Source organism: Pseudomonas sp. DSP3-2-3 (assembly GCF_049898225.1).
Classification (GTDB): Bacteria; Pseudomonadota; Gammaproteobacteria; order Pseudomonadales; family Pseudomonadaceae; genus Aquipseudomonas.
The window spans coordinates 1-18,555 of the sequence record NZ_JAFCXH010000005.1; the positions used below are offsets into that span (position 1 = coordinate 1).

Genomic DNA, 18,555 nt, shown 5'->3' on the forward strand with positions numbered 1-18,555 from the left:
ACGACCATAGAGCATTGGAACCACCTGATCCCATCCCGAACTCAGCAGTGAAACGATGCATCGCCGATGGTAGTGTGGGGTTTCCCCATGTGAGAGTAGGTCATCGTCAAGATTGAATTGCAGAACCCCTGATCGCTTACGCGTTCAGGGGTTTTGTTTGTCTGCTCGATTTATACGCCCTCAAATCGCAGCCATAAAAAAGCCACCTCATTGGGTGGCTTCTTATCTATCGCAGCGTCAGTCGCCGCGATACTCGCACCCGCTGGTGCAGGTTTCATGGATGCGAATTGCAGAGAGTTCGGGCAACAGTGGCTTGAGCTCGTTCCAAATCCACTTCGCCAGGTTTTCGCTGGTTGGATTGTCCAGGCCTGGAATGTCGTTCAGATAGTTGTGATCGAGGCGTTCATAGAGAGGTTTGAAGATTGCTTTTATCTCCGAAAAATCACGTATCCACCCGGTGTGCGGATCGACATCGCCCGCTAGATAGATTGCCACCCGAAACGAGTGCCCGTGCAGGCGGCCACACTTGTGGCCCTCGGGCACGTGAGGAAGGCGATGGGCGGACTCGAAGGTAAACTCTTTAAAAATTTCCACAATCAATCAACTCTTAAAAATGGCGATCGCCGTAGCGATACGTGCAGTCAACGAGTTTATCAGCAATGGTTTGACGGATGCGTTTAAAACCGCTTCCAGACTCCTGCCTGCGATACTGACGAACGCGCGCTTTGCATCAATGGATGTCGAAATCTGTGTTGATGGCCTCTGGCCAGACAGATTCAGCTTCAATTAAGTTGAGCGGGGTATCCTCTGAATCTGGAAAACAAATGTCTCAGTGGAGATCGATAATGAAGACATTGATAACCCTTTTCACTGCCGCTTTGTTCGTCTGCTCTGCCGGTATGACCTTCGGCCGCGATATTGGTCAGGAGGAAGCAGCGAAATTGCGCGCCTCCGGCATCATTCAATCAACGCAACAGTTGGAGGCCGCAGCGCTAACCACGCACCCCGGCGCCACCATTACTGATAGCGAACTGGACGAAGAGTACGGTAAACACGTTTATCAGGTCGACTTGCGTGATGCGCAAGGTATTGAGTGGGACGTGGAGGTAGATGCCACCAATGGCGCCATACTCAAGGACCATCAGGACAAGTAGATGACAGTTGAAAAGCGTCTCGCAGTCGTCTGCGGCCTGATGCTGGTGTGCGTCGCTGGGCAAGCACGAGACCTTGATCAAGACGAAGCACTGACCTTGCGTCAGACCGGTGTCATCCTGCCGCTCGAACAACTGGTCGATTTGGCCTTGGGGCGTTATCCCGGCGCCAGGCTGCTCGAAGCCGAGCTTGAAGAGAAACACGGCGTCTATGTGTATGAGTTTGAGGTGCTGACCAGGGAAGGCGTTGTCCGTGAACTGAAGTTCGATGCGCGTGACAGCCGACTTTTGAAAGACGAGGAAGATGACTGATGCGCTTGTTATTGGTGGAAGATCACGTTCCATTAGCCGATGAGCTACTGGTCGGCCTGGGTAAGCAGGGTTATGCCGTTGACTGGCTCGCTGATGGCCGCGATGCGGTGCATCAGGGCCAGAGTGAACCTTATGATTTGATCGTCCTGGATCTGGGGCTTCCCGGCCTTCAGGGTTTACAGGTTCTGGAGCAATGGCGCGCCTCGGGACTCGTCATCCCGGTATTGATTCTGACCGCCAGGGGATCATGGTCCGAGCGTATCGAAGGACTCAAGGCTGGGGCGGATGACTACCTGACCAAGCCGTTTCATCCTGAAGAATTGCAGTTGCGCATTCAGGCGCTGTTGCGACGCGCCCATGGACTCGCCAATCAACCCCGTCTGGAGTCCGCAGGCCTTCATCTTGATGAGGGACGGCAAAGCGTCAGCAGTGATGGCGTAGATATCCAGCTGACTTCCGCAGAGTTCCGGCTGCTGCGCTACTTCATGCTTCACCCCGAACAGATCCTGTCCAAGAGTCATTTGGCTGAACACTTGTACGACGGAGAAAATGAACGTGATTCCAATGTGATTGAGGTGCATGTCAATCACCTGCGTCGCAAGCTTGGCAAGGCCGTCATAGAAACCCGCCGGGGCCAGGGTTATCGATTTGGCGGAGCGCCTGTTTGAAGTCTATTCAGGGACGTCTCAGCCTGGGGCTGATCAGCGTCATGGTGGTCGTATGCGTGATTCTGGCGCAAACCAGCCTGTGGCTATTTGAACTTGGCTTGCAGCGTTATCTTGAAGCAGGCCTGCGTAACGAGAGCGAAAACCTCTTGGTTGCGCTCGTGCGTGGGCCAACCGGCTTGCAACTTGATGAGCATCGCTTGTCTCCGGCGTATCAGCGACCTTACTCGGGTCATTACTTTCGCGTGGACTTCGAACAAGGGCACTGGCGGTCCAGGTCGCTGTGGGACCTTGAGTTGCCTGACCTCGACGGCGTCGGGCTGCATGCCAATCTTGAGCTGGGCACGACCGGCCAATCCCTGTTGTTGCTCAACACGGAATATCGCAAGTTCGGGCAATCTATTTCGATCACCGTCGCACAGGATTACACCCCCGTCAGAGCCAGCTTCCAGCGTGTACAGCAATTTGGCCTTGGGCTCGGACTTACGGCGCTGCTGGTCATTCTTGTTCTGCAGCGCGTTACCGTACGTCGTGCATTGAGGCCGTTGGAGAATGTTCGCAAGCAGATATTCCAGCTGCAACAGGGCAAGCGATCGCAACTTGATAGTGAGGTGCCGCTTGAGCTGGAGCCGCTTGTTGCCCAGATCAATCATCTGCTTGCCCACACTGAAGACAGCCTCAAGCGCTCCCGTAACGCCTTGGGCAATCTCGGGCATGCGCTGAAAACCCCGCTGGCCGTGCTAGTCAGCCTGGCATCGAATTCCCAGCTAGATGCCTACCCCGCATTGCGCAATACCTTGCGCGAACAGCTGGAGCACATTGAGCAGCGGTTGGTTCGCGAACTCAATCGGGCACGCTTGTCCGGAGATGCCTTACCCGGCGCGCATTTCGACTGCGATGCAGAACTCGGGGGGCTGCTGGCGACGTTACGCATGATTCACGGCGATCATCTTGAGCTGGCGACCAAGGTGGCCAGCGGTCTGTGCCTGCCCTGGGACCGCGAAGACATCCTGGAGCTGCTCGGCAACCTGATGGACAACGCCTGCAAGTGGGCTGACAGCGAGGTGCTGCTGACGATTACTGAGCAGCAGCAGGGCTTTTGCTTGTTGGTTGACGATGATGGTCCGGGGATTCCTGAATCCAGACGGGAGGAAGTGTTCAGCCGCGGCGCCCGGCTGGATGAGCAAATCACCGGGCACGGATTGGGCCTGGGTATTGTGCGAGACATCATCCAGGCCTGGGGTGGCGAACTCAGGCTGTTGGAAAGTCCGCTAGGCGGATTACAAGTACGTATCGATCTGCCGTTGGGTCCGGTCTTGCTCTGAGGCTGTGCAACACTTCTGCGGTCGATAAAGGTTTGGTCCTACGAACAATTCGGAGGATTCTCAACTTTTCGGACAAATGGCCGTTAAACAGGTAACTGCAGTTTTCTCAATAAAAACAAACTGATTCCTGGAGCTCTATGCGTATTAGCCTGAAAGCCAAAGTACTTTCGCTGGCGGTGCTGCCGGTGCTGATATTTGCGCTGGTGATCAGCGTTGCGACCGTCGTCATGCTCCGCGAGCAGGCAAAGCGCGAGGTCAGTGAGACGCGCGAGCGTTTGCTCTCGGAAGCCAAGTCGACCCTGCAAAGTTATGTCGCGGTCGCCATGACCGCCATCAAGCCGATCTACGACGCTGCTGCGCCGGGTGACGACGCTGCACGCGCTCAGGTCATCAAGCTGCTCTCTAATATCACCTACGGCAAAGACGGCTACTTCTTCGGTTACGATTCCCAATCGGTGCGCCTGTTCAAGGCCAGCAGTCCGGATGGCATCGGCAAAAGTTTCAAGGACGCCCGTGATCCCAACGGCGTTTATGTCAACAACGAACTGGTCGCCGTTGCCAAAGCCGGTACGCATTACCTCCTTTATTCATCACCGCTGCCGGGCAAAACCGAGCTGTTGCCAAAACTCGGGTACACCGAGTATTTGCCTAAATGGGACATGGCGGTCGGGTCATCGGTAAATCTGGATGGCATCGACGCTCAGCTTGCGGTGGTTGAAACAAGCGTCGAAGCACGTCTGCAGGAGATGCTGCTTAGCATCATTGGCATCGCTGTGCTGGTGCTGATCATCATCACCGCAGTCGGAACCATCCTCGCGGGCACGCTGTTGCGCCCACTTCGCCTGATGAAAGCCAATCTTGATGACATCGCCGCAGGGGAGGGTGATCTGACTCGCCGCCTGGCGATTACCAGCCAGGACGAGCTTGGTGACCTTGCCGGATCCTTCAACCGCTTCGTCGACAAAATCCACGGTCTGGTGCAGCAAATCGCGGGTATGACAACGCAGTTGACCGGGCTTGTCGGTCAGGTTTCCAGTCAGGCGCAACGTTCCGAACAAGCGATGGAGCGTCAGCGCCACGAAACGGATCAGGTGGCTACCGCGATCAACGAAATGTCTGCGGCAGCCCAGGAAGTGGCGAAAAGTGCACAGGGCGCATCGGTCGCCGCGCAGCAGACTGACGAGCAAGGTCAGTCTGCCAAGCGTGTGGTGGACGGCAGCATCAAGCAGATTCATGCGCTGGTGGAGGATATCCGTAATAGCGGCACGTCCCTGGACAGCCTGCAGCAGGACGTTTCCTCAATTGTCAGCGTACTCGGCGTGATTCGCTCCATTGCCGAGCAGACCAACCTGCTTGCCCTCAACGCCGCCATTGAAGCGGCGCGGGCCGGGGAAGCGGGGCGTGGGTTTGCGGTGGTGGCTGATGAAGTGCGGGCCTTGGCCAGTCGCACTCAGCAAAGCACCCAGGAAATTCAGGGGATGATCGATCGACTGCAAAAGGGCACGCAGACGGCAGTAGATGCCATGCGCCGCTCCAGCGAGGCCGGCGATGGCACTTCCGTGCAAGCCAATCAGGCAGGTGCGTCGCTGGATACAATCGGCCAGTTGATCGGCACCATCAACTCGATGAACGCGCAAATTGCCAGTGCGGCCGAAGAACAGACTGCCGTAGCTGAAGAGATCAATCGCAGCGTGCACCAGATCGCTTCGGCCGTTGATATCGTGGCCGACGAGACCCGCCAGAGCGCCGAAACTTCTCGCAATCTGGATGACCTTGGCCGTCGCCTGGGCGCGCTGGTAAACCAGTTCCGCGTCTGATCCTTTCCAGGGCGCGCGCGCGCCCTGTCCGAAATCCTGACTCGACAAGCATTGTTCCACCATCCTCAAGCAATCAGTTCGCTGATTGCCAGGATGATGGCACTTGCCCGTGGATTGGCGGACTAAGCACTAGGTCCAGCGATTCGCGGGCCTCTGACATGGAAAGGACATGAACGAAACCACGTTGCAATACAAAACCTTACTGATGTTGCTGGTGCTGGTCACCATCGCATTCGTCTGGATCCTGCTGCCGTTTTACGGAGCGGTATTCTGGGCTGTGATCCTCGGCATCATCTTTGCTCCGCTGCAACGTCGCTTGCTGCTGCGATTCGGCTGGCAACGGAACCTGACGTCCTTGTGCACGCTGTTGATTTGTCTGGTGATCGCCATCCTGCCAGTCATTGTCATCAGCGCCTTGCTGGTTCAAGAGGGCGCCACGTTGTACAAAAACGTGGAAAGCGGGCAGCTGGATATCGCCAGCTATCTGGCTGAATTCAAACAATTGCTGCCACCGTACCTGCAGCACTGGCTTGATCGCCTCGGCATGGGTGACCTGAACGGTCTGCGCGACAAAATTGCCAAGGGGGCAATGCAGGGCAGCCAGTACCTTGCGACTCAAGCTTTCAGCTTTGGGCAGGGTACGTTCGATTTCGTGGTGAGCTTCTTCATCATGCTTTATTTGCTGTTCTTCTTTCTGCGCGACGGCCAGGAACTGGTACGCAAGATTCGTATCGCCGTGCCACTGGCCGAACCGCAGAAGCGTCGCCTGCAACTGAAGTTCACCCGGGTGGTTCGCGCCACGGTCAAAGGCAACGTCGTAGTGGCGATCACTCAGGGCGCTTTGGGCGGGTTTATCTTCTGGAGTCTCGACATTCCCAGCGCATTACTCTGGGCGGTCATCATGGCGTTCCTGTCGCTGTTGCCAGCGGTCGGGGCGGGGATCGTCTGGGCGCCAGTTGCGGCGTACTTCCTGCTCAGCGGCATGATCTGGCAGGGCGTAGTGCTCTCGCTGTTCGGGGTATTCGTGATTGGTCTGGTGGACAACGTCCTGCGCCCGATTCTGGTGGGCAAGGACACCAAGATGCCGGATTACCTGATCCTGATCTCAACCCTGGGCGGCATGGCGGTATTCGGCCTGAACGGCTTCGTCATCGGCCCAATGGTCGCGGCGCTGTTCATGTCGACCTGGGGCCTGTTCGTCGGGGCCAAAAAAACCGTGCGCTTGCCAGGCTAGCTTTCATCAGTCCAAAAAAAACCTGCTCATGTGAGCAGGTTTTTTTATACGGGTCGGATCAGCTCGCGACTTGCAGACCCGCGTGCAATACCAGATCAAGCAGGGGTTGCGGGTAAATGCCCAAGGCGAATGCCAGGATAGCGATGGCCAGCAGCATGACGCCGCCAGTCCGTTGTGCCCAGTTGAACTGTGCGTCGTGACGCGGCAGTTTCGAATCAACCAGATACAAGGTGACCATCACGCGCAGGTAGTAGAACACGCCAATCGCGCTACCGATGATCAGCGAGCCGGTCAGCCACCACAGGTGCGCTTCGACACCGGTAGCGATGATGTAGAACTTGCCGATGAAGCCCGCAGTCAGCGGAATGCCCGCCAGGGACAGCATCATCAAGGTCATCACGGCAGTCAGGTACGGACGGCGCCAGAACAGGCCGCGATATTCGAACATCGCGTCGGCATCACGACCGCTGTAAGGCGACGACATCATGGTGATGACGCCGAAGCTGCCCAGGGTTGTGATGACGTAGGTCACCAGATAAACGCCAATCGCTTCAACCGCCATGCCTTTGCTGGCAACCAGCGCGATCATCAGATAGCCGAAGTGAGCGATGGACGAATAACCCAGCAGACGCTTGAGGTTGGTCTGAGTCAGTGCCAGCAGGTTGCCCACGAGGATCGACGCAACGGCGATGACCGCCAGTACGTCATGCAGCACACCGCTGCTGGCTGCCGGGGAAATCTGGAACAAACGCACCAGCACGGCAAACACTGCGACTTTACTGGCGGTTGCCAGGAAGGCTGCTACCGGGGCAGGGGCGCCTTCGTAGACGTCTGGCGTCCACAAGTGGAAAGGCACCAGCGACAGTTTGAACGCCAGGCCGACCAGCATCATGCCCAGGCCCAGACTTGCGATAGGGCTCGGCAGGCCTGTTGCTGCCAGCGCCTTGCCAATCCCGTCGAAGCTCAGAGTGCCGGCTTCGGCGTACAGCAGCGCCATGCCGAACAGCAGGAAAGCGGAGCCTGCGGCCGAGAGGACCATGTACTTGATGCCGCCCTCCAGCGAGCGCTTGTTGAAGAAGGCATACGCCACCAGCCCGTACACCGGCACCGACAGCAGCTCCAGACCGATGAACAATCCGGCCAGGTGCTGCGCGCTGACCAGAACCATGCCACCAGCAGCGGCCATCAGGATCAGCAGGTAAAGCTCTTCGCGATTGCCGGGATAGCCAACCTTGCCGTCGCCGAGATAGGCGTGAGCCATGGTCACACAGGCCAGGGTCGAAGCCAGGATCAGCGCCATGTACAGACAGGCAAAGCTGTCGATGTGCAGCAGTGGCGTGACGACCAGCGGGGCGACTTTCAGCGCCGGGTAGATCGACAGCAATGCCAGGTTGAGGCCTGCAACGGACAGCAGGAATGTTTGCGAGTGATTGCGGCGCCACGCGATTGCCAGCATCACCACGACAATCGTGGCGCTGGTAATCAGCAGCGGCGCAAGCGCAATAAAGTGTTGAATCGTCAGGTCCATAGCGCTCTTACCGGGCCGAAGCGAGTTGAGTGAAGGCGGTGCCGAGCCATTGCTGCACGCCATGCATGGTCGCTGCCGAAGTATCGAGGAACGGCTGCGGGTAAACCCCGAGCACCACCAGCAATACGGCAAGTCCCAGCACCATGATCAGTTCCCGCGCGTCCATGCCCTTGAGGACCTCGTCCGATTTGGACGGTCCGAAGTAGGCGCGGTGGATCATGATCAGTGAGTAGACGGAGCCAAACACCAGACCGGAAGTGGCGATTGCCGTGATCCATGGCGAGGCGACAAAGTTGCCCAGCAGGATCAGGAATTCACCGACGAAGTTACCGGTTCCCGGCAGACCCAGAGAGGCGGCAGCGAAGAACAGGCTGATCGCCGGCAGATAGGCGATGCGCGACCACAAGCCGCCCATTTCACGCATGTCCCGAGTGTGCATGCGTTCGTACAATTGACCGCTGAGGATAAACAACGCAGCTGCCGACAGGCCGTGGGCAATCATCTGCACCACAACGCCTTGCAGCGCTTGCTGGCTGCCGGAATAAATCCCGATCAGGACGAAGCCCATGTGCGAGACGCTGGAATAGGCAATCAGACGCTTGATGTCAGTCTGGGCAAACGCCAGGAAAGCACCGTAGAAAATGCCGATCAGGCCCAGCACCATCGCGATTGGCGCGAACTCAGCCGATGCGTTGGGGAACAACGGCAAGGCGAAGCGCAACAGACCGTACGCGGCGGTTTTCAGCAAGATACCGGCCAGATCGACCGAACCCGCTGTTGGCGCCTGGGCGTGAGCGTCCGGCAGCCAGGAGTGGAAAGGCACCACCGGCAGCTTCACCGCAAAGGCGATAAAGAAACCCATCATCAGGATGTATTCAGTGCCCGGCGCCAGTTGGGTCTTCAACAGCGTGGCGTAATCAAAGGTGATCACGCCGGTCTGGTTGAAGTTGACCAACACCAGACCCAGGATCGCCACCAACATGATCAGGCCGCTGGCCTGAGTGAAGATGAAGAACTTGGTCGCAGCGTAGATTCGAGTCTTCTTGCCGTCCGATGAGCTGTGACCCCAGAGCGCGATGAGGAAGTACATCGGCACCAGCATCATTTCCCAGAAGAAGAAGAACATGAACAGGTCGATGGCGAGGAACACGCCGATGACGCCGCCCAGAATCCACATCAGGTTCAGGTGGAAGAAGCCGACCTTGCGCTGGATCTCGTTCCACGAGCACAGCACCGACAGAATGCCGAGCAGGCCGGTCAACAGGATCATCAGCAGCGACAGACCGTCCAGCGCCAGGTGCACGCTGATACCGAAGCGGGAGATCCACAGGTGCTTGAATTCAAGCGCCCAGGTTGGATCGGCGCCGGGAGCCGGTGCGTAGCTGAAGTTGCCAGTACTCCACAACCAGAGGCCCAGGGCCAGTTCGAGGGACATGGTCAGCAGCGCGATCCAGCGCGGCAGGGTGGAGCTGTATTGCTCACCCAGCCAGCACAGCAGGCCGCCGATAAAGGGGATCAGGATTAGCCAAGGCAGAATCATGACGGGCTCAATTCCTTTCGCAAATTCGCAAGGTTCATGTCAGACCGCAACCACAACGACGGCGCCGAGTACCAGTACGGCACCTACGGCAATCGAAGCAGCGTACCAACGCAGTTGGCCGGTTTCGGTGCGGCTCATGGCGTCATGACCCCCCTTGACCAGACGTGGGATCAAACCAATGGTGCGATCCAGCGGATCGCCACGCAGCACATGGCTGATAGCCAGATAAGGTTTGACGAACAGCTTGTCGTAAACCCAATCGAAGCCCCATGCCGCGAACCACCAGGCCGAGAGGAAACGTCCCGGCCCGCTGTTGGCAATGGCAGTAACCAGACGGCGCTTGCCGAGGAACAGCAAGGCTGCCAGCAGAATTCCGGCCAGGGCGATGGCGCCCGAAGCGATTTCCAGACTGTGCTTGGCGTCGCCGCCGGCATGGCCGACGCTTTGCGGCAATACATCAGCCAGTGGCGGCGTGATCATGGCGCCGATGAAGGTCGACAGAATGATCAGCACCGACAGCGGCAGCCAGTGAGCGATACCGTGACCTGCGTGGGCTTCGGTCTTGGCTTCACCATGGAAGGCGATGAAGATCAGGCGGAAGGTGTACAGCGAAGTCATGAATGCGCCGACCAGACCTGCATATAGCAGCGCATGGTTGCCGCTGGCGAAGGCTTCCCAAAGAATTTCGTCCTTGGAGTAGAAGCCGGCGGTCAGCAGCGGCAGGGCAGACAAGGCCGCGCCGCCGACGATGAAGCTGGTGTAGGCCAGTGGCAGTTTCTTCCACAGGCCGCCCATCTTGAAGATGTTCTGCTCGTGGTGGCAGGCAACGATTACCGCACCGGATGCGAGGAACAGCAGCGCCTTGAAGAACGCGTGCGTCATCAGGTGGAAGATCGCGCCTTCCCAGGCACCGACGCCCAGCGCCAGGAACATGTAGCCGATCTGGCTCATGGTCGAGTAGGCGAGGATACGTTTGATGTCGGTTTGCACCAGTGCTGCAAAACCTGCCAGCACCAGGGTAACGCCGCCGACAATGCCGACCAGATGCAGGATGTCCGGAGCCAGCGCGAACAGGCCGTGAGTACGGGCGATCAGGTAGACGCCTGCGGTCACCATGGTTGCAGCGTGGATCAGTGCCGAAACCGGAGTAGGACCGGCCATCGCATCCGCCAGCCAGGTTTGCAGCGGCAGTTGCGCGGATTTACCGACTGCACCGCCGAGCAACATCAGGGTCGCCAGCACAATCCAGAAGTCACCGACCTTGAAGTGCTCCGGCGCCCGAACCAGCAACTCTTGCACGTTCAGGGTGCCCAGTTGTTGGAACAGGATGAACAGGCCAATGGCCATGAACACATCGCCAATCCGGGTCACGATAAAGGCTTTGAGTGCGGCGTTACCGTTGTTGCGGTTGCTGTAGTAGAAACCGATCAACAGATAGCTGCATAGGCCCACGCCTTCCCAGCCGAAGTACAGGAACAACAGGTTATCGCCCAGAATCAGGAACAGCATGCTGGCGATGAACAGGTTGGTGTACGCGAAGAAGCGTGAGTAACCCGCCTCGCCACGCATGTACCACGATGCAAACAGGTGGATCAGGAAGCCGACACCGACCACGACGCCGAGCATCGTGACGGAAAGACCATCCAGATACAGTGCGAAGTTCGGTTCAAAGCCATCCACCGTCATCCAGCGCCATAGCACCTGGGTGTAGTGACCGCCATCAGGCGGCGCAACGTTGAACTGGTAGATGACCCAGGCCGAAACAATGGCCGACAGCCCGATGGAGCCGACGCCGATCAGCGCCGCGAGGTTTTCCGAGATGCGTCCGCGAGAGAACGACAGCAGCAGATAACCGATCAGGGGAAATACGAAAGTCAGAAAGAGAAGGTTCATCCGCGCATCTCGCTGGCAGCGTCGATATCGAGAGTGTGGAAGCGGCGATACAGCTGCATCAGGATCGCCAGACCAATACTGGCCTCGGCGGCTGCGAGGCTGATCACCAGGATGAACATAATCTGTCCATCCGGCTGCGCCCAGCGGCTACCGGCAACAACGAACGCCAGTGCAGCTGCGTTCATCATGATCTCCAGGCTCATCAGCACGAAGAGTATGTTGCGGCGCACCATCAGGCCGACCAGGCCGAGGCAGAACAGGATACCGGCGACAGCCAGGCCGTGTTCCAGAGGGATTGCATTCATTGGCTTGGCTCCTTCGCCTCGTTACGGCCCAGATGGAATGCCGTGACGGCTGCAGCGAGCAGCAGCATCGAGGCGAGTTCCACCACCAGCAGATACGGTCCAAACAGACTGATACCGACCGCTTTTGCATCGACAGTGGTGTGGCCGATGCTGGCGCCGGTCGAACTGCTGAACAGCACGTACAGCAGTTCAGCCAGCAACAGCGTGCCGAGGATGACCGGGCCGATCCAGATGCCGGGCTTGAGCCAGGTCCGTTCCTGCTGAACCGAAGCCGGACCCAGGTTGAGCATCATCACCACGAAGACGAAGAGCACCATGATCGCGCCTGCATAAGCGATGACTTCCAGCACGCCGGCAAAGGGTGCGCCGAGGCTGAAAAATGTCATCGCCACGGCGATCAGTGAAATGATGAGGTAGAGCAGGGCGTGCACCGGGTTGGTGTTGGTGATCACTCTTAGAGTGGACACCACAGCGACACCCGATGCGAAATAGAAAGCGAATTCCATCTTTCTTCCTTAAGGCAGCAAGCTCTTGACGTTGATCGGTTCGGCTTCATTCTGCGCAGAGCCTTTAGGCTTGCCAGCGATGGCCATGCCGGCGACGCGATAGAAGTTGTAGTCGGGGTTCTTGCCGGGGCCGGAGATCAGCAGATCTTCCTTCTCGTAGACCAGATCCTGACGCTTGAACTCGGCCATTTCGAAATCCGGTGTCAGCTGGATTGCCGTGGTCGGGCAGGCTTCTTCGCAAAGGCCGCAAAAAATGCACCGCGAGAAGTTGATACGGAAGAACTCTGGATACCAGCGACCGTCGTCAGTCTCGGCTTTCTGCAGCGAGATACAGCCGACCGGGCAGGCCACCGCGCACAGGTTGCACGCCACGCAACGCTCTTCGCCGTCGGGATCACGGGTCAGGACGATGCGGCCACGGTAACGCGGCGGCAAGTAAACCTGCTCTTCCGGGTACTGCAACGTGTCACGCTTGCGAAATGCATGTGAGAACACCATCACCAGGCTGCGAAGCTGGGTGTAGGTGCCATGCACGATATTGAACAAATACTTGAGCATGGTTTATATCCTCACTGAGCCACGCCGGCGGGCGTGTTCAGCAACACGACCGCGGCGGTCACCAACAGATTGATCAGGGTCAGCGGCAGGCAGAATTTCCAGCTGAAATCCATCACCTGGTCATACCGTGGGCGCGGAATCGATGCGCGCAGCAGGATGAACAGCATGATGAAGAACGCGGTCTTCAAGGCGAACCAGACAAAGGCCAGCGAAGGCAGGATGTTGAACGGGCCATGCCAGCCGCCGAAGAACAGCGTCACCAGCAACGCCGAGATCAGCACGATCCCGATGTATTCGCCAACGAAGAACATCCCCCACTTCATACCGGCATATTCGATGTGATAACCGTCGGCCAGTTCCTGCTCGGCTTCCGGTTGGTCGAATGGGTGACGGTGAGTCACTGCAACGCCTGCGATGAAGAACGTACAGAAGCCGAAGAACTGCGGAATGATGAACCACAGGTTCTGGGCCTGGTATTCAACGATGTCGCGCATGTTGAACGAACCGACCTGCGCAACGATCCCCATTAGCGACAGGCCCATGAACACTTCATAAGACACGGTCTGGGCCGAAGCCCGCAGACTGCCGAGCAAGGCGAACTTGTTGTTGCTCGACCAGCCAGCGAACAGCACCGCATACACCGACAGACCGGCCATGGCGAAGAAGAACAGCAAACCGATGTTCAGGTCCGCCACGCCCCAGGTCGGGGTGATCGGGATGATGGCGAAGGCGATCAGCAAGGCACTCATGGCCACGACCGGCGCCAGGGTGAAGATCACCTTGTCAGCGAACGGCGGCGTCCAGTCTTCCTTGAAGAACATCTTGATCATGTCGGCGGCAATCTGGAAGGCACCGAAAGGGCCAACCCGGTTCGGGCCGTAACGATCCTGCCAGAGGGCGAGCAAGCGACGCTCGACCCAGCTGAGCAATGCACCGCAGACCACCACGGCCAGCAGAATGACAATCGCCTTGACTACCGAGATGATCGCGTCGACCACTTCAGGTGTGAACCAGGTCATAGCGCTGCCTCCTGCAGACCATCAACGGTTTTGCCGAACACGGCAGGCGGAATGCCGGCCAGACCGGCTGGCAGTGCAACAAGACCGGCACCCAGCTCTTCGTTGATGCGCAGCGGCAGACGCAAGGTCTGGCCGGCAACGCTCAAGCTCAGCAGAGCGCCGTCGTTGACGCCAAGGCGATCAGCTTCAGATTTGGCGATAGCGACATAAGCTTCTGGAATACGCTCCTGCACCGGCGCAGCCAGGGACGAAGTCTCGTCACTGCCGAACAGGTGGTAGAACGGCACCACTTGCCAAGTGCCGCGCGCTGGCGAAAATGCGCCCGGTACGCTGGCGAACCAGGAAAGTGCGTCGCCGGTGCTTTCGATCAGGCGAGTGCCCGGATCGCCTGCACGCAAATGACCACCGACTTCGTCCTGGAACTTGTTCCAGGCTTGCGGCGAGTTCCAGCCCGGAGACCAGGCGAATGGCACTTGCTGACGAGGCTCGACCGAACCCGAGTAGCCTTCCATGGAGAACGCGAACGCGGTGTCCTGGTCCTGGGAAGTGCGTGGCTCATGCACGCTGATATCGGCACGCATGGCGGTCCGGCCGCTGTAGCGCAACGGTTCGCGCGCCAGTTTCAAGCCTTTGATGCGGAACGATGCGGACGGCGCAGCGTTGACGATCCCGGCCAGTTGCGGCGTGCTTGCAGCACAGGCGGCGGTGACGTGATCGAGTTGAGTCCAGTCAACCGGCTTGTTCAGCAGGGTCGAACGCAGAGCATGCAGCCAGCGCCAGCCTTCGTGAACCAGAATGCTGGCATCCAGGTAAGTCGGATCGAACACCTGGAAGAAGCGCTGGGCGCGGCCTTCCTGGCTGATCAAAGTGCCGTCGCCTTCCGCGAAGCTGGCCGCTGGCAGGATCAGGTGAGCGCGTTCGCTGGTCGGAGTTTTCTGATGGTCCGCAACGATTACCACTTTGGCGGCGTTCAATGCGGCATCGACCGTAGCCGCATCAACGCGACGGTACAGATCGTTTTCAAGGATCACGATGGCGTCGGCCTGACCGGAAATCACCGCTTGCAGGGCAGCGTCAACGGAATCACCGCCGAACATCGCCAGACCCATGCTGTTGGCTTCCGGCACGATCAGGCTGATGGAGCCTTGCTTGTCACGCAGTTTCAGCGCCTTGGCGATGTTGGCCGCGGCTTCGATCAATGCGGTAGAGCCCAGCGAGCTACCGGAAATGATCAGTGGACGCTTGGCGGCCAGCAGGGCATCGGCAATGCGTTGCGCCAACGCCAATGCTTCGCTGTCCAGACCGGTCACGGCGGGTGCGCTGGCATCCAGCGCGTGGGCTACGGCGAAACCGATACGGGCCAGATCGTCCGGCGCTGCGTGAACGCATTCTTCGGCGATATCATCGAGCTTGGTTTCTGCCAGGCTGGCGATGAACAGTGGATTCAGTTCGTGCTGACCGATGTTTTTCACGGCGGCGTCGAGCCACGGCTGGACTTTCATCGCTGCGGCCATGTCTTCAGCCTTGCCTTTGACAGCCTGACGCAGCCCTAAAGCCATGCGCGCAGCGGTCTGGGTCAAGTCTTCGCCGAGCACGAAAATCGCGTCGTGGTCTTCGATGTCGCGCAAGGTCGGAACCGGCAGCGGACTGTCGTTCAGCACCTTGAGGATCAGGCGCAGACGCTCCAGTTCACCGGCTTCGATGCCGGAGTAGAAATGCTCGGCGCCTACCAGTTCACGCAGGGCAAAGTTGCTTTCCAGACTGGCGCGCGGTGAGCCGATACCGACAATGTTGCGACCGCGCAGCAGCTCGGCAGCCTTGTCCAGGGCACCGTCGAGGCTCAGTTTGACCTGGCCGTCAGCCAGCAGCGGCTGGCGTGGGCGGTCTTCGCGGTTCACATAGCCATAGCCGAAACGACCACGGTCACACAGGAAATACTGGTTTACCGAGCCGTTGAAGCGGTTTTCGATCCGGCGGATCTCGCCGTAACGCTCGCCGGGGCTGATGTTGCAGCCACTTGAGCAGCCGTGGCAGATGCTTGGCGAAAACTGCATGTCCCATTTACGGTTGTAGCGCTCGGAGTGAGTCTTGTCGGTGAACACGCCGGTCGGGCAGACCTCGGTGAGGTTGCCGGAGAACTCGCTTTCCAGAGTGCCGTCTTCGACGCGTCCGAAGTACACGTTGTCGTGGGCGCCGAATACGCCGAGGTCAGTGCCGCCCGCGTAGTCTTTATAGAAGCGCACGCAGCGGTAGCAGGCGATACAGCGGTTCATCTCGTGAGCGACGAACGGGCCGAGGTCCTGATTCTGGTGAGTGCGTTTGCTGAAGCGATAACGGCGCTCGTTGTGGCCGGTCATCACGGTCATATCTTGCAAATGACAGTGACCACCTTCTTCGCAGACCGGGCAGTCGTGCGGGTGGTTGGTCATCAGCCATTCGACGACACTGGCGCGGAAGGCCTTGGATTCATCGTCTTCGATGGAAATCCAGGTGTTGTCGGTGGCGGGCGTCATGCAGGACATGACGATGCGACCACGGGTGTCGTTCTCGTCGGTGTACTGCTTGACCGCGCACTGGCGACAGGCGCCAACGCTGCCAAGGGCGGGATGCCAGCAGAAATAAGGGATGTCGAGGCCTAGCGACAGACAAGCCTGTAACAGGTTGTCTGCACCGTCGACTTCGAGCGCTTTGCCGTCTACGTGGATAGTGGCCATGGTTCAAAGTTCTTCGTTGGCCCGGTGTCAGCGGGCGTGGCTAATGGAATCTCGGTGCTATCCGACTCAAACAGCCTGTCATGGCGCAGTCGGATAAGGACGGCAGCCTTGTGGGCCGCCGACCGGTCTGTCTTGTTATGCGCCAACCAGGGTCGGGCTGATGACCTGGGTCAGGCTGCCCGCCACTGCTGGCGCGATACCTGCCTCGAATTCAGGCCTGAAGTACTTGATCGCACTGCCCAGAGGTTCCACGGCGCCCGGTGCGTGGGCGCAGAAGGTCTTGCCAGGGCCGAGGAAGTTCACCAGGCCCAGCAGGGTTTCGATATCCCCCGGCTGACCATGACCTTTCTCGATGGCGCGCAGAATCTTCACGCTCCACGGCAAGCCATCGCGGCAAGGTGTGCAGAAACCGCACGACTCCTGCGAGAAGAACTCTTCCATATTGCGCAACAGCGAAACCATGTTGACCTTGTCGTCGACCGCCATGGCCAGACCGGTACCCATCCGCGTACCGACCTTGGCGATGCCGCCGGCATACATTTGCGCGTCCAGATGCTCCGGCAACAGGAAGCCGGTACCGGCGCCGCCTGGCTGCCAGCACTTGAGCTTGAAGCCATCGCGCATGCCGCCCGCGTAGTCTTCGAACAACTCGCGGGCCTGCACGCCGAAAGGCAGTTCCCACAGGCCAGGGTTCTTCACCTTGCCGGAGAAACCCATCAGCTTGGTGCCGTGGTCTTCACTGCCTTCGCGGGCCAGGGATTTGTACCAGTCGTTACCGTTGCCAACGATGGCTGGCACGTTGCACAGGGTTTCGACGTTGTTCACGCAGGTCGGCTTGCCCCACACGCCAACAGCGGCGGGGAAGGGCGGCTTGGAACGCGGGTTGGCGCGGCGGCCTTCCAGGGAGTTGATCAGCGCGGTTTCTTCACCGCAGATGTAACGCCCGGCACCGGTGTGCACGAACAGCTCGAAGTCAAAACCAGTGCCGAGAATGTTCTTGCCGAGCAAGCCCGCCGCCTTGGCTTCGGCCACGGCGCGGTTCAAATGCTTGGCAGCGGTGACGTATTCGCCACGCAGGAAGATATAGCCGCGGTAGGCTTTCAAGGCCCGCGCACTGATCAGCATGCCTTCCACCAACAGGTGCGGCAGCTGTTCCATCAACATCCGGTCTTTCCAGGTGTTGGGCTCCATTTCATCCGCGTTGCACAGCAGATAGCGGATGTTCATGGATTCGTCTTTAGGCATCAGCCCCCACTTCACACCTGTGGGGAAGCCCGCGCCGCCGCGACCCTTGAGGCCGGAGTCCTTCACGGACTGCACGATTTCATCAGGCGATTGCTCGGCAAACACCTTGCGGGCAGCTGCGTAGCCGTCTTTGGCCTGATATTCGTCGAGCCAGACCGGCTCGCCGTCATCGCGCAAGCGCCAGGTCAGCGGATGGGTTTCTGCCGTGCGCGCAATGAGATTGGCGGGGCCGAAGGAAGTGATGGTCATGGGTAACCCTCCAGCATCTTGGCAACGCCCGAAGGCTGCACGTCACCGAAAGTGTCATCGTCGACCATCACGGCCGGAGCCTTGTCGCAGTTACCCAGGCAGCAGACCGGCAACAGGGTGAAACGCCCGTCGGCAGTGGTCTGGCCTGGCGCAATGCCCAGGGAGTTCTGGATTTCTTCGACCACTGACTCGTGACCGGCAATGAAGCAGACCATGCTGTTGCAGACCCGGATGATGTGGCGGCCAACCGGCTGGCGGAAGATCTGGCTATAGAACGTTGCCACGCCTTCAACGTCACTGGCGGGAATGCCCAGGAGGTCGCCAATGGCATAAATGGCACCGTCAGGCACCCAGCCACGTTCCTTCTGCACGATTTTCAGGGCTTCGATAGACGCCGCACGCGGGTCTTCGTAGTGATGCAACTCATGCTCGATGGCCGAGCGCTCGGTTTCGCTGAGGGCGAAACGGTCTGTCTGGATAAGCGGGCTATTCAT

General features: G+C 58.8%; 17 protein-coding genes, 1 rRNA gene and 1 pseudogene. 8 read left to right on the top strand and 11 right to left on the bottom strand.

Annotated features, from left to right (window positions below; translation table 11 throughout):
* Positions 1-112: ribosomal RNA gene (gene rrf / locus ACP7E4_RS07330) — 5S ribosomal RNA — on the top strand; the annotation flags it as partial.
* 125 nt (positions 113-237) lie between these two features.
* On the opposite strand, the gene queD is transcribed toward rrf, so the two are convergent.
* Complete coding sequence (gene queD, locus ACP7E4_RS07335) at positions 238-594, bottom strand: 6-carboxytetrahydropterin synthase QueD (protein WP_080290856.1); 357 nt, start codon at positions 592-594, stop codon at positions 238-240.
* Between the two features lie 251 nt (positions 595-845).
* Here queD and ACP7E4_RS07340 point away from each other — a divergent pair, with 251 nt between their 5' ends.
* The 7 genes and pseudogenes from ACP7E4_RS07340 to ACP7E4_RS07370 all read left to right on the top strand — a co-directional run bounded on the left by ACP7E4_RS07340 (position 846) and on the right by ACP7E4_RS07370 (position 6,504).
* On the top strand, positions 846-1,154 hold the full coding sequence (locus ACP7E4_RS07340) for a PepSY domain-containing protein (RefSeq protein ID WP_426115315.1): 309 nt from the start codon (positions 846-848) through the stop codon (positions 1,152-1,154).
* On the top strand, positions 1,155-1,463 hold the full coding sequence (locus tag ACP7E4_RS07345) for a PepSY domain-containing protein (RefSeq protein ID WP_426115313.1): 309 nt from the start codon (positions 1,155-1,157) through the stop codon (positions 1,461-1,463).
* A complete protein-coding gene (locus ACP7E4_RS07350; RefSeq protein ID WP_426115311.1) occupies positions 1,463-2,131 on the top strand; it encodes a response regulator transcription factor in 669 nt (222 codons plus the stop codon). Before ACP7E4_RS07345 ends, ACP7E4_RS07350 begins: the two co-directional genes overlap by 1 nt.
* Complete coding sequence (locus ACP7E4_RS07355; protein WP_426115309.1) at positions 2,128-3,453, top strand: sensor histidine kinase; 1,326 nt, start codon at positions 2,128-2,130, stop codon at positions 3,451-3,453. The genes ACP7E4_RS07350 and ACP7E4_RS07355 overlap by 4 nt, the downstream gene beginning before the upstream one ends.
* A 227-nt stretch (positions 3,454-3,680) precedes the next feature.
* Positions 3,681-4,412 (top strand): annotated as a pseudogene (locus ACP7E4_RS07360) (cache domain-containing protein); the annotation flags it as partial.
* Between the two features lie 102 nt (positions 4,413-4,514).
* Positions 4,515-5,270, top strand: coding sequence for a methyl-accepting chemotaxis protein (locus ACP7E4_RS07365; protein ID WP_426224883.1), 756 nt, complete (start codon positions 4,515-4,517; stop codon positions 5,268-5,270).
* Positions 5,271-5,439: 169 nt separating this feature from the next.
* Positions 5,440-6,504 carry an AI-2E family transporter gene (locus ACP7E4_RS07370; protein WP_426115307.1) on the top strand — a complete coding sequence of 355 codons (1,065 nt, stop codon included), beginning with the start codon at positions 5,440-5,442 and terminating at the stop codon, positions 6,502-6,504.
* A 58-nt stretch (positions 6,505-6,562) separates the two neighbouring features.
* On the opposite strand, the gene nuoN is transcribed toward ACP7E4_RS07370, so the two are convergent.
* From nuoN to nuoE, 10 genes are all read right to left on the bottom strand, one after another.
* Positions 6,563-8,032 carry an NADH-quinone oxidoreductase subunit NuoN gene (nuoN, locus tag ACP7E4_RS07375; protein WP_426115306.1) on the bottom strand — a complete coding sequence of 490 codons (1,470 nt, stop codon included), beginning with the start codon at positions 8,030-8,032 and terminating at the stop codon, positions 6,563-6,565.
* A gap of 7 nt (positions 8,033-8,039) precedes the next feature.
* On the bottom strand, positions 8,040-9,572 hold the full coding sequence (gene nuoM, locus ACP7E4_RS07380; RefSeq protein WP_426115304.1) for an NADH-quinone oxidoreductase subunit M: 1,533 nt from the start codon (positions 9,570-9,572) through the stop codon (positions 8,040-8,042).
* A 39-nt stretch (positions 9,573-9,611) separates the two neighbouring features.
* Positions 9,612-11,465 carry an NADH-quinone oxidoreductase subunit L gene (gene nuoL, locus ACP7E4_RS07385; protein WP_426115302.1) on the bottom strand — a complete coding sequence of 618 codons (1,854 nt, stop codon included), beginning with the start codon at positions 11,463-11,465 and terminating at the stop codon, positions 9,612-9,614.
* Positions 11,462-11,770 (bottom strand): NADH-quinone oxidoreductase subunit NuoK, encoded by a 309-nt coding sequence (gene nuoK, locus ACP7E4_RS07390; protein WP_020290196.1) that lies wholly within the window; start codon positions 11,768-11,770, stop codon positions 11,462-11,464. Before nuoK ends, nuoL begins: the two co-directional genes overlap by 4 nt.
* The gene (gene nuoJ / locus ACP7E4_RS07395; protein WP_426115300.1) at positions 11,767-12,276 is read right to left on the bottom strand and encodes an NADH-quinone oxidoreductase subunit J; all 510 of its coding nucleotides are present in this window, start codon (positions 12,274-12,276) and stop codon (positions 11,767-11,769) included. The genes nuoK and nuoJ overlap by 4 nt, the downstream gene beginning before the upstream one ends.
* Before the next feature lie 9 nt (positions 12,277-12,285).
* Positions 12,286-12,834, bottom strand: a complete 549-nt coding sequence (gene nuoI / locus ACP7E4_RS07400; protein ID WP_020290198.1) for an NADH-quinone oxidoreductase subunit NuoI — start codon at positions 12,832-12,834, stop codon at positions 12,286-12,288.
* An 11-nt stretch (positions 12,835-12,845) separates the two neighbouring features.
* Positions 12,846-13,853 (bottom strand): NADH-quinone oxidoreductase subunit NuoH, encoded by a 1,008-nt coding sequence (gene nuoH, locus ACP7E4_RS07405; protein ID WP_065833767.1) that lies wholly within the window; start codon positions 13,851-13,853, stop codon positions 12,846-12,848.
* A complete protein-coding gene (gene nuoG, locus ACP7E4_RS07410) occupies positions 13,850-16,567 on the bottom strand; it encodes an NADH-quinone oxidoreductase subunit NuoG (RefSeq protein WP_426115297.1) in 2,718 nt (905 codons plus the stop codon). The genes nuoH and nuoG overlap by 4 nt, the downstream gene beginning before the upstream one ends.
* A gap of 135 nt (positions 16,568-16,702) precedes the next feature.
* Positions 16,703-18,061: an NADH-quinone oxidoreductase subunit NuoF gene (gene nuoF, locus ACP7E4_RS07415; protein WP_331152172.1), complete on the bottom strand. Its 1,359-nt coding sequence runs from the start codon at positions 18,059-18,061 to the stop codon at positions 16,703-16,705.
* A complete protein-coding gene (gene nuoE, locus ACP7E4_RS07420) occupies positions 18,058-18,555 on the bottom strand; it encodes an NADH-quinone oxidoreductase subunit NuoE (protein ID WP_020290202.1) in 498 nt (165 codons plus the stop codon). Before nuoE ends, nuoF begins: the two co-directional genes overlap by 4 nt.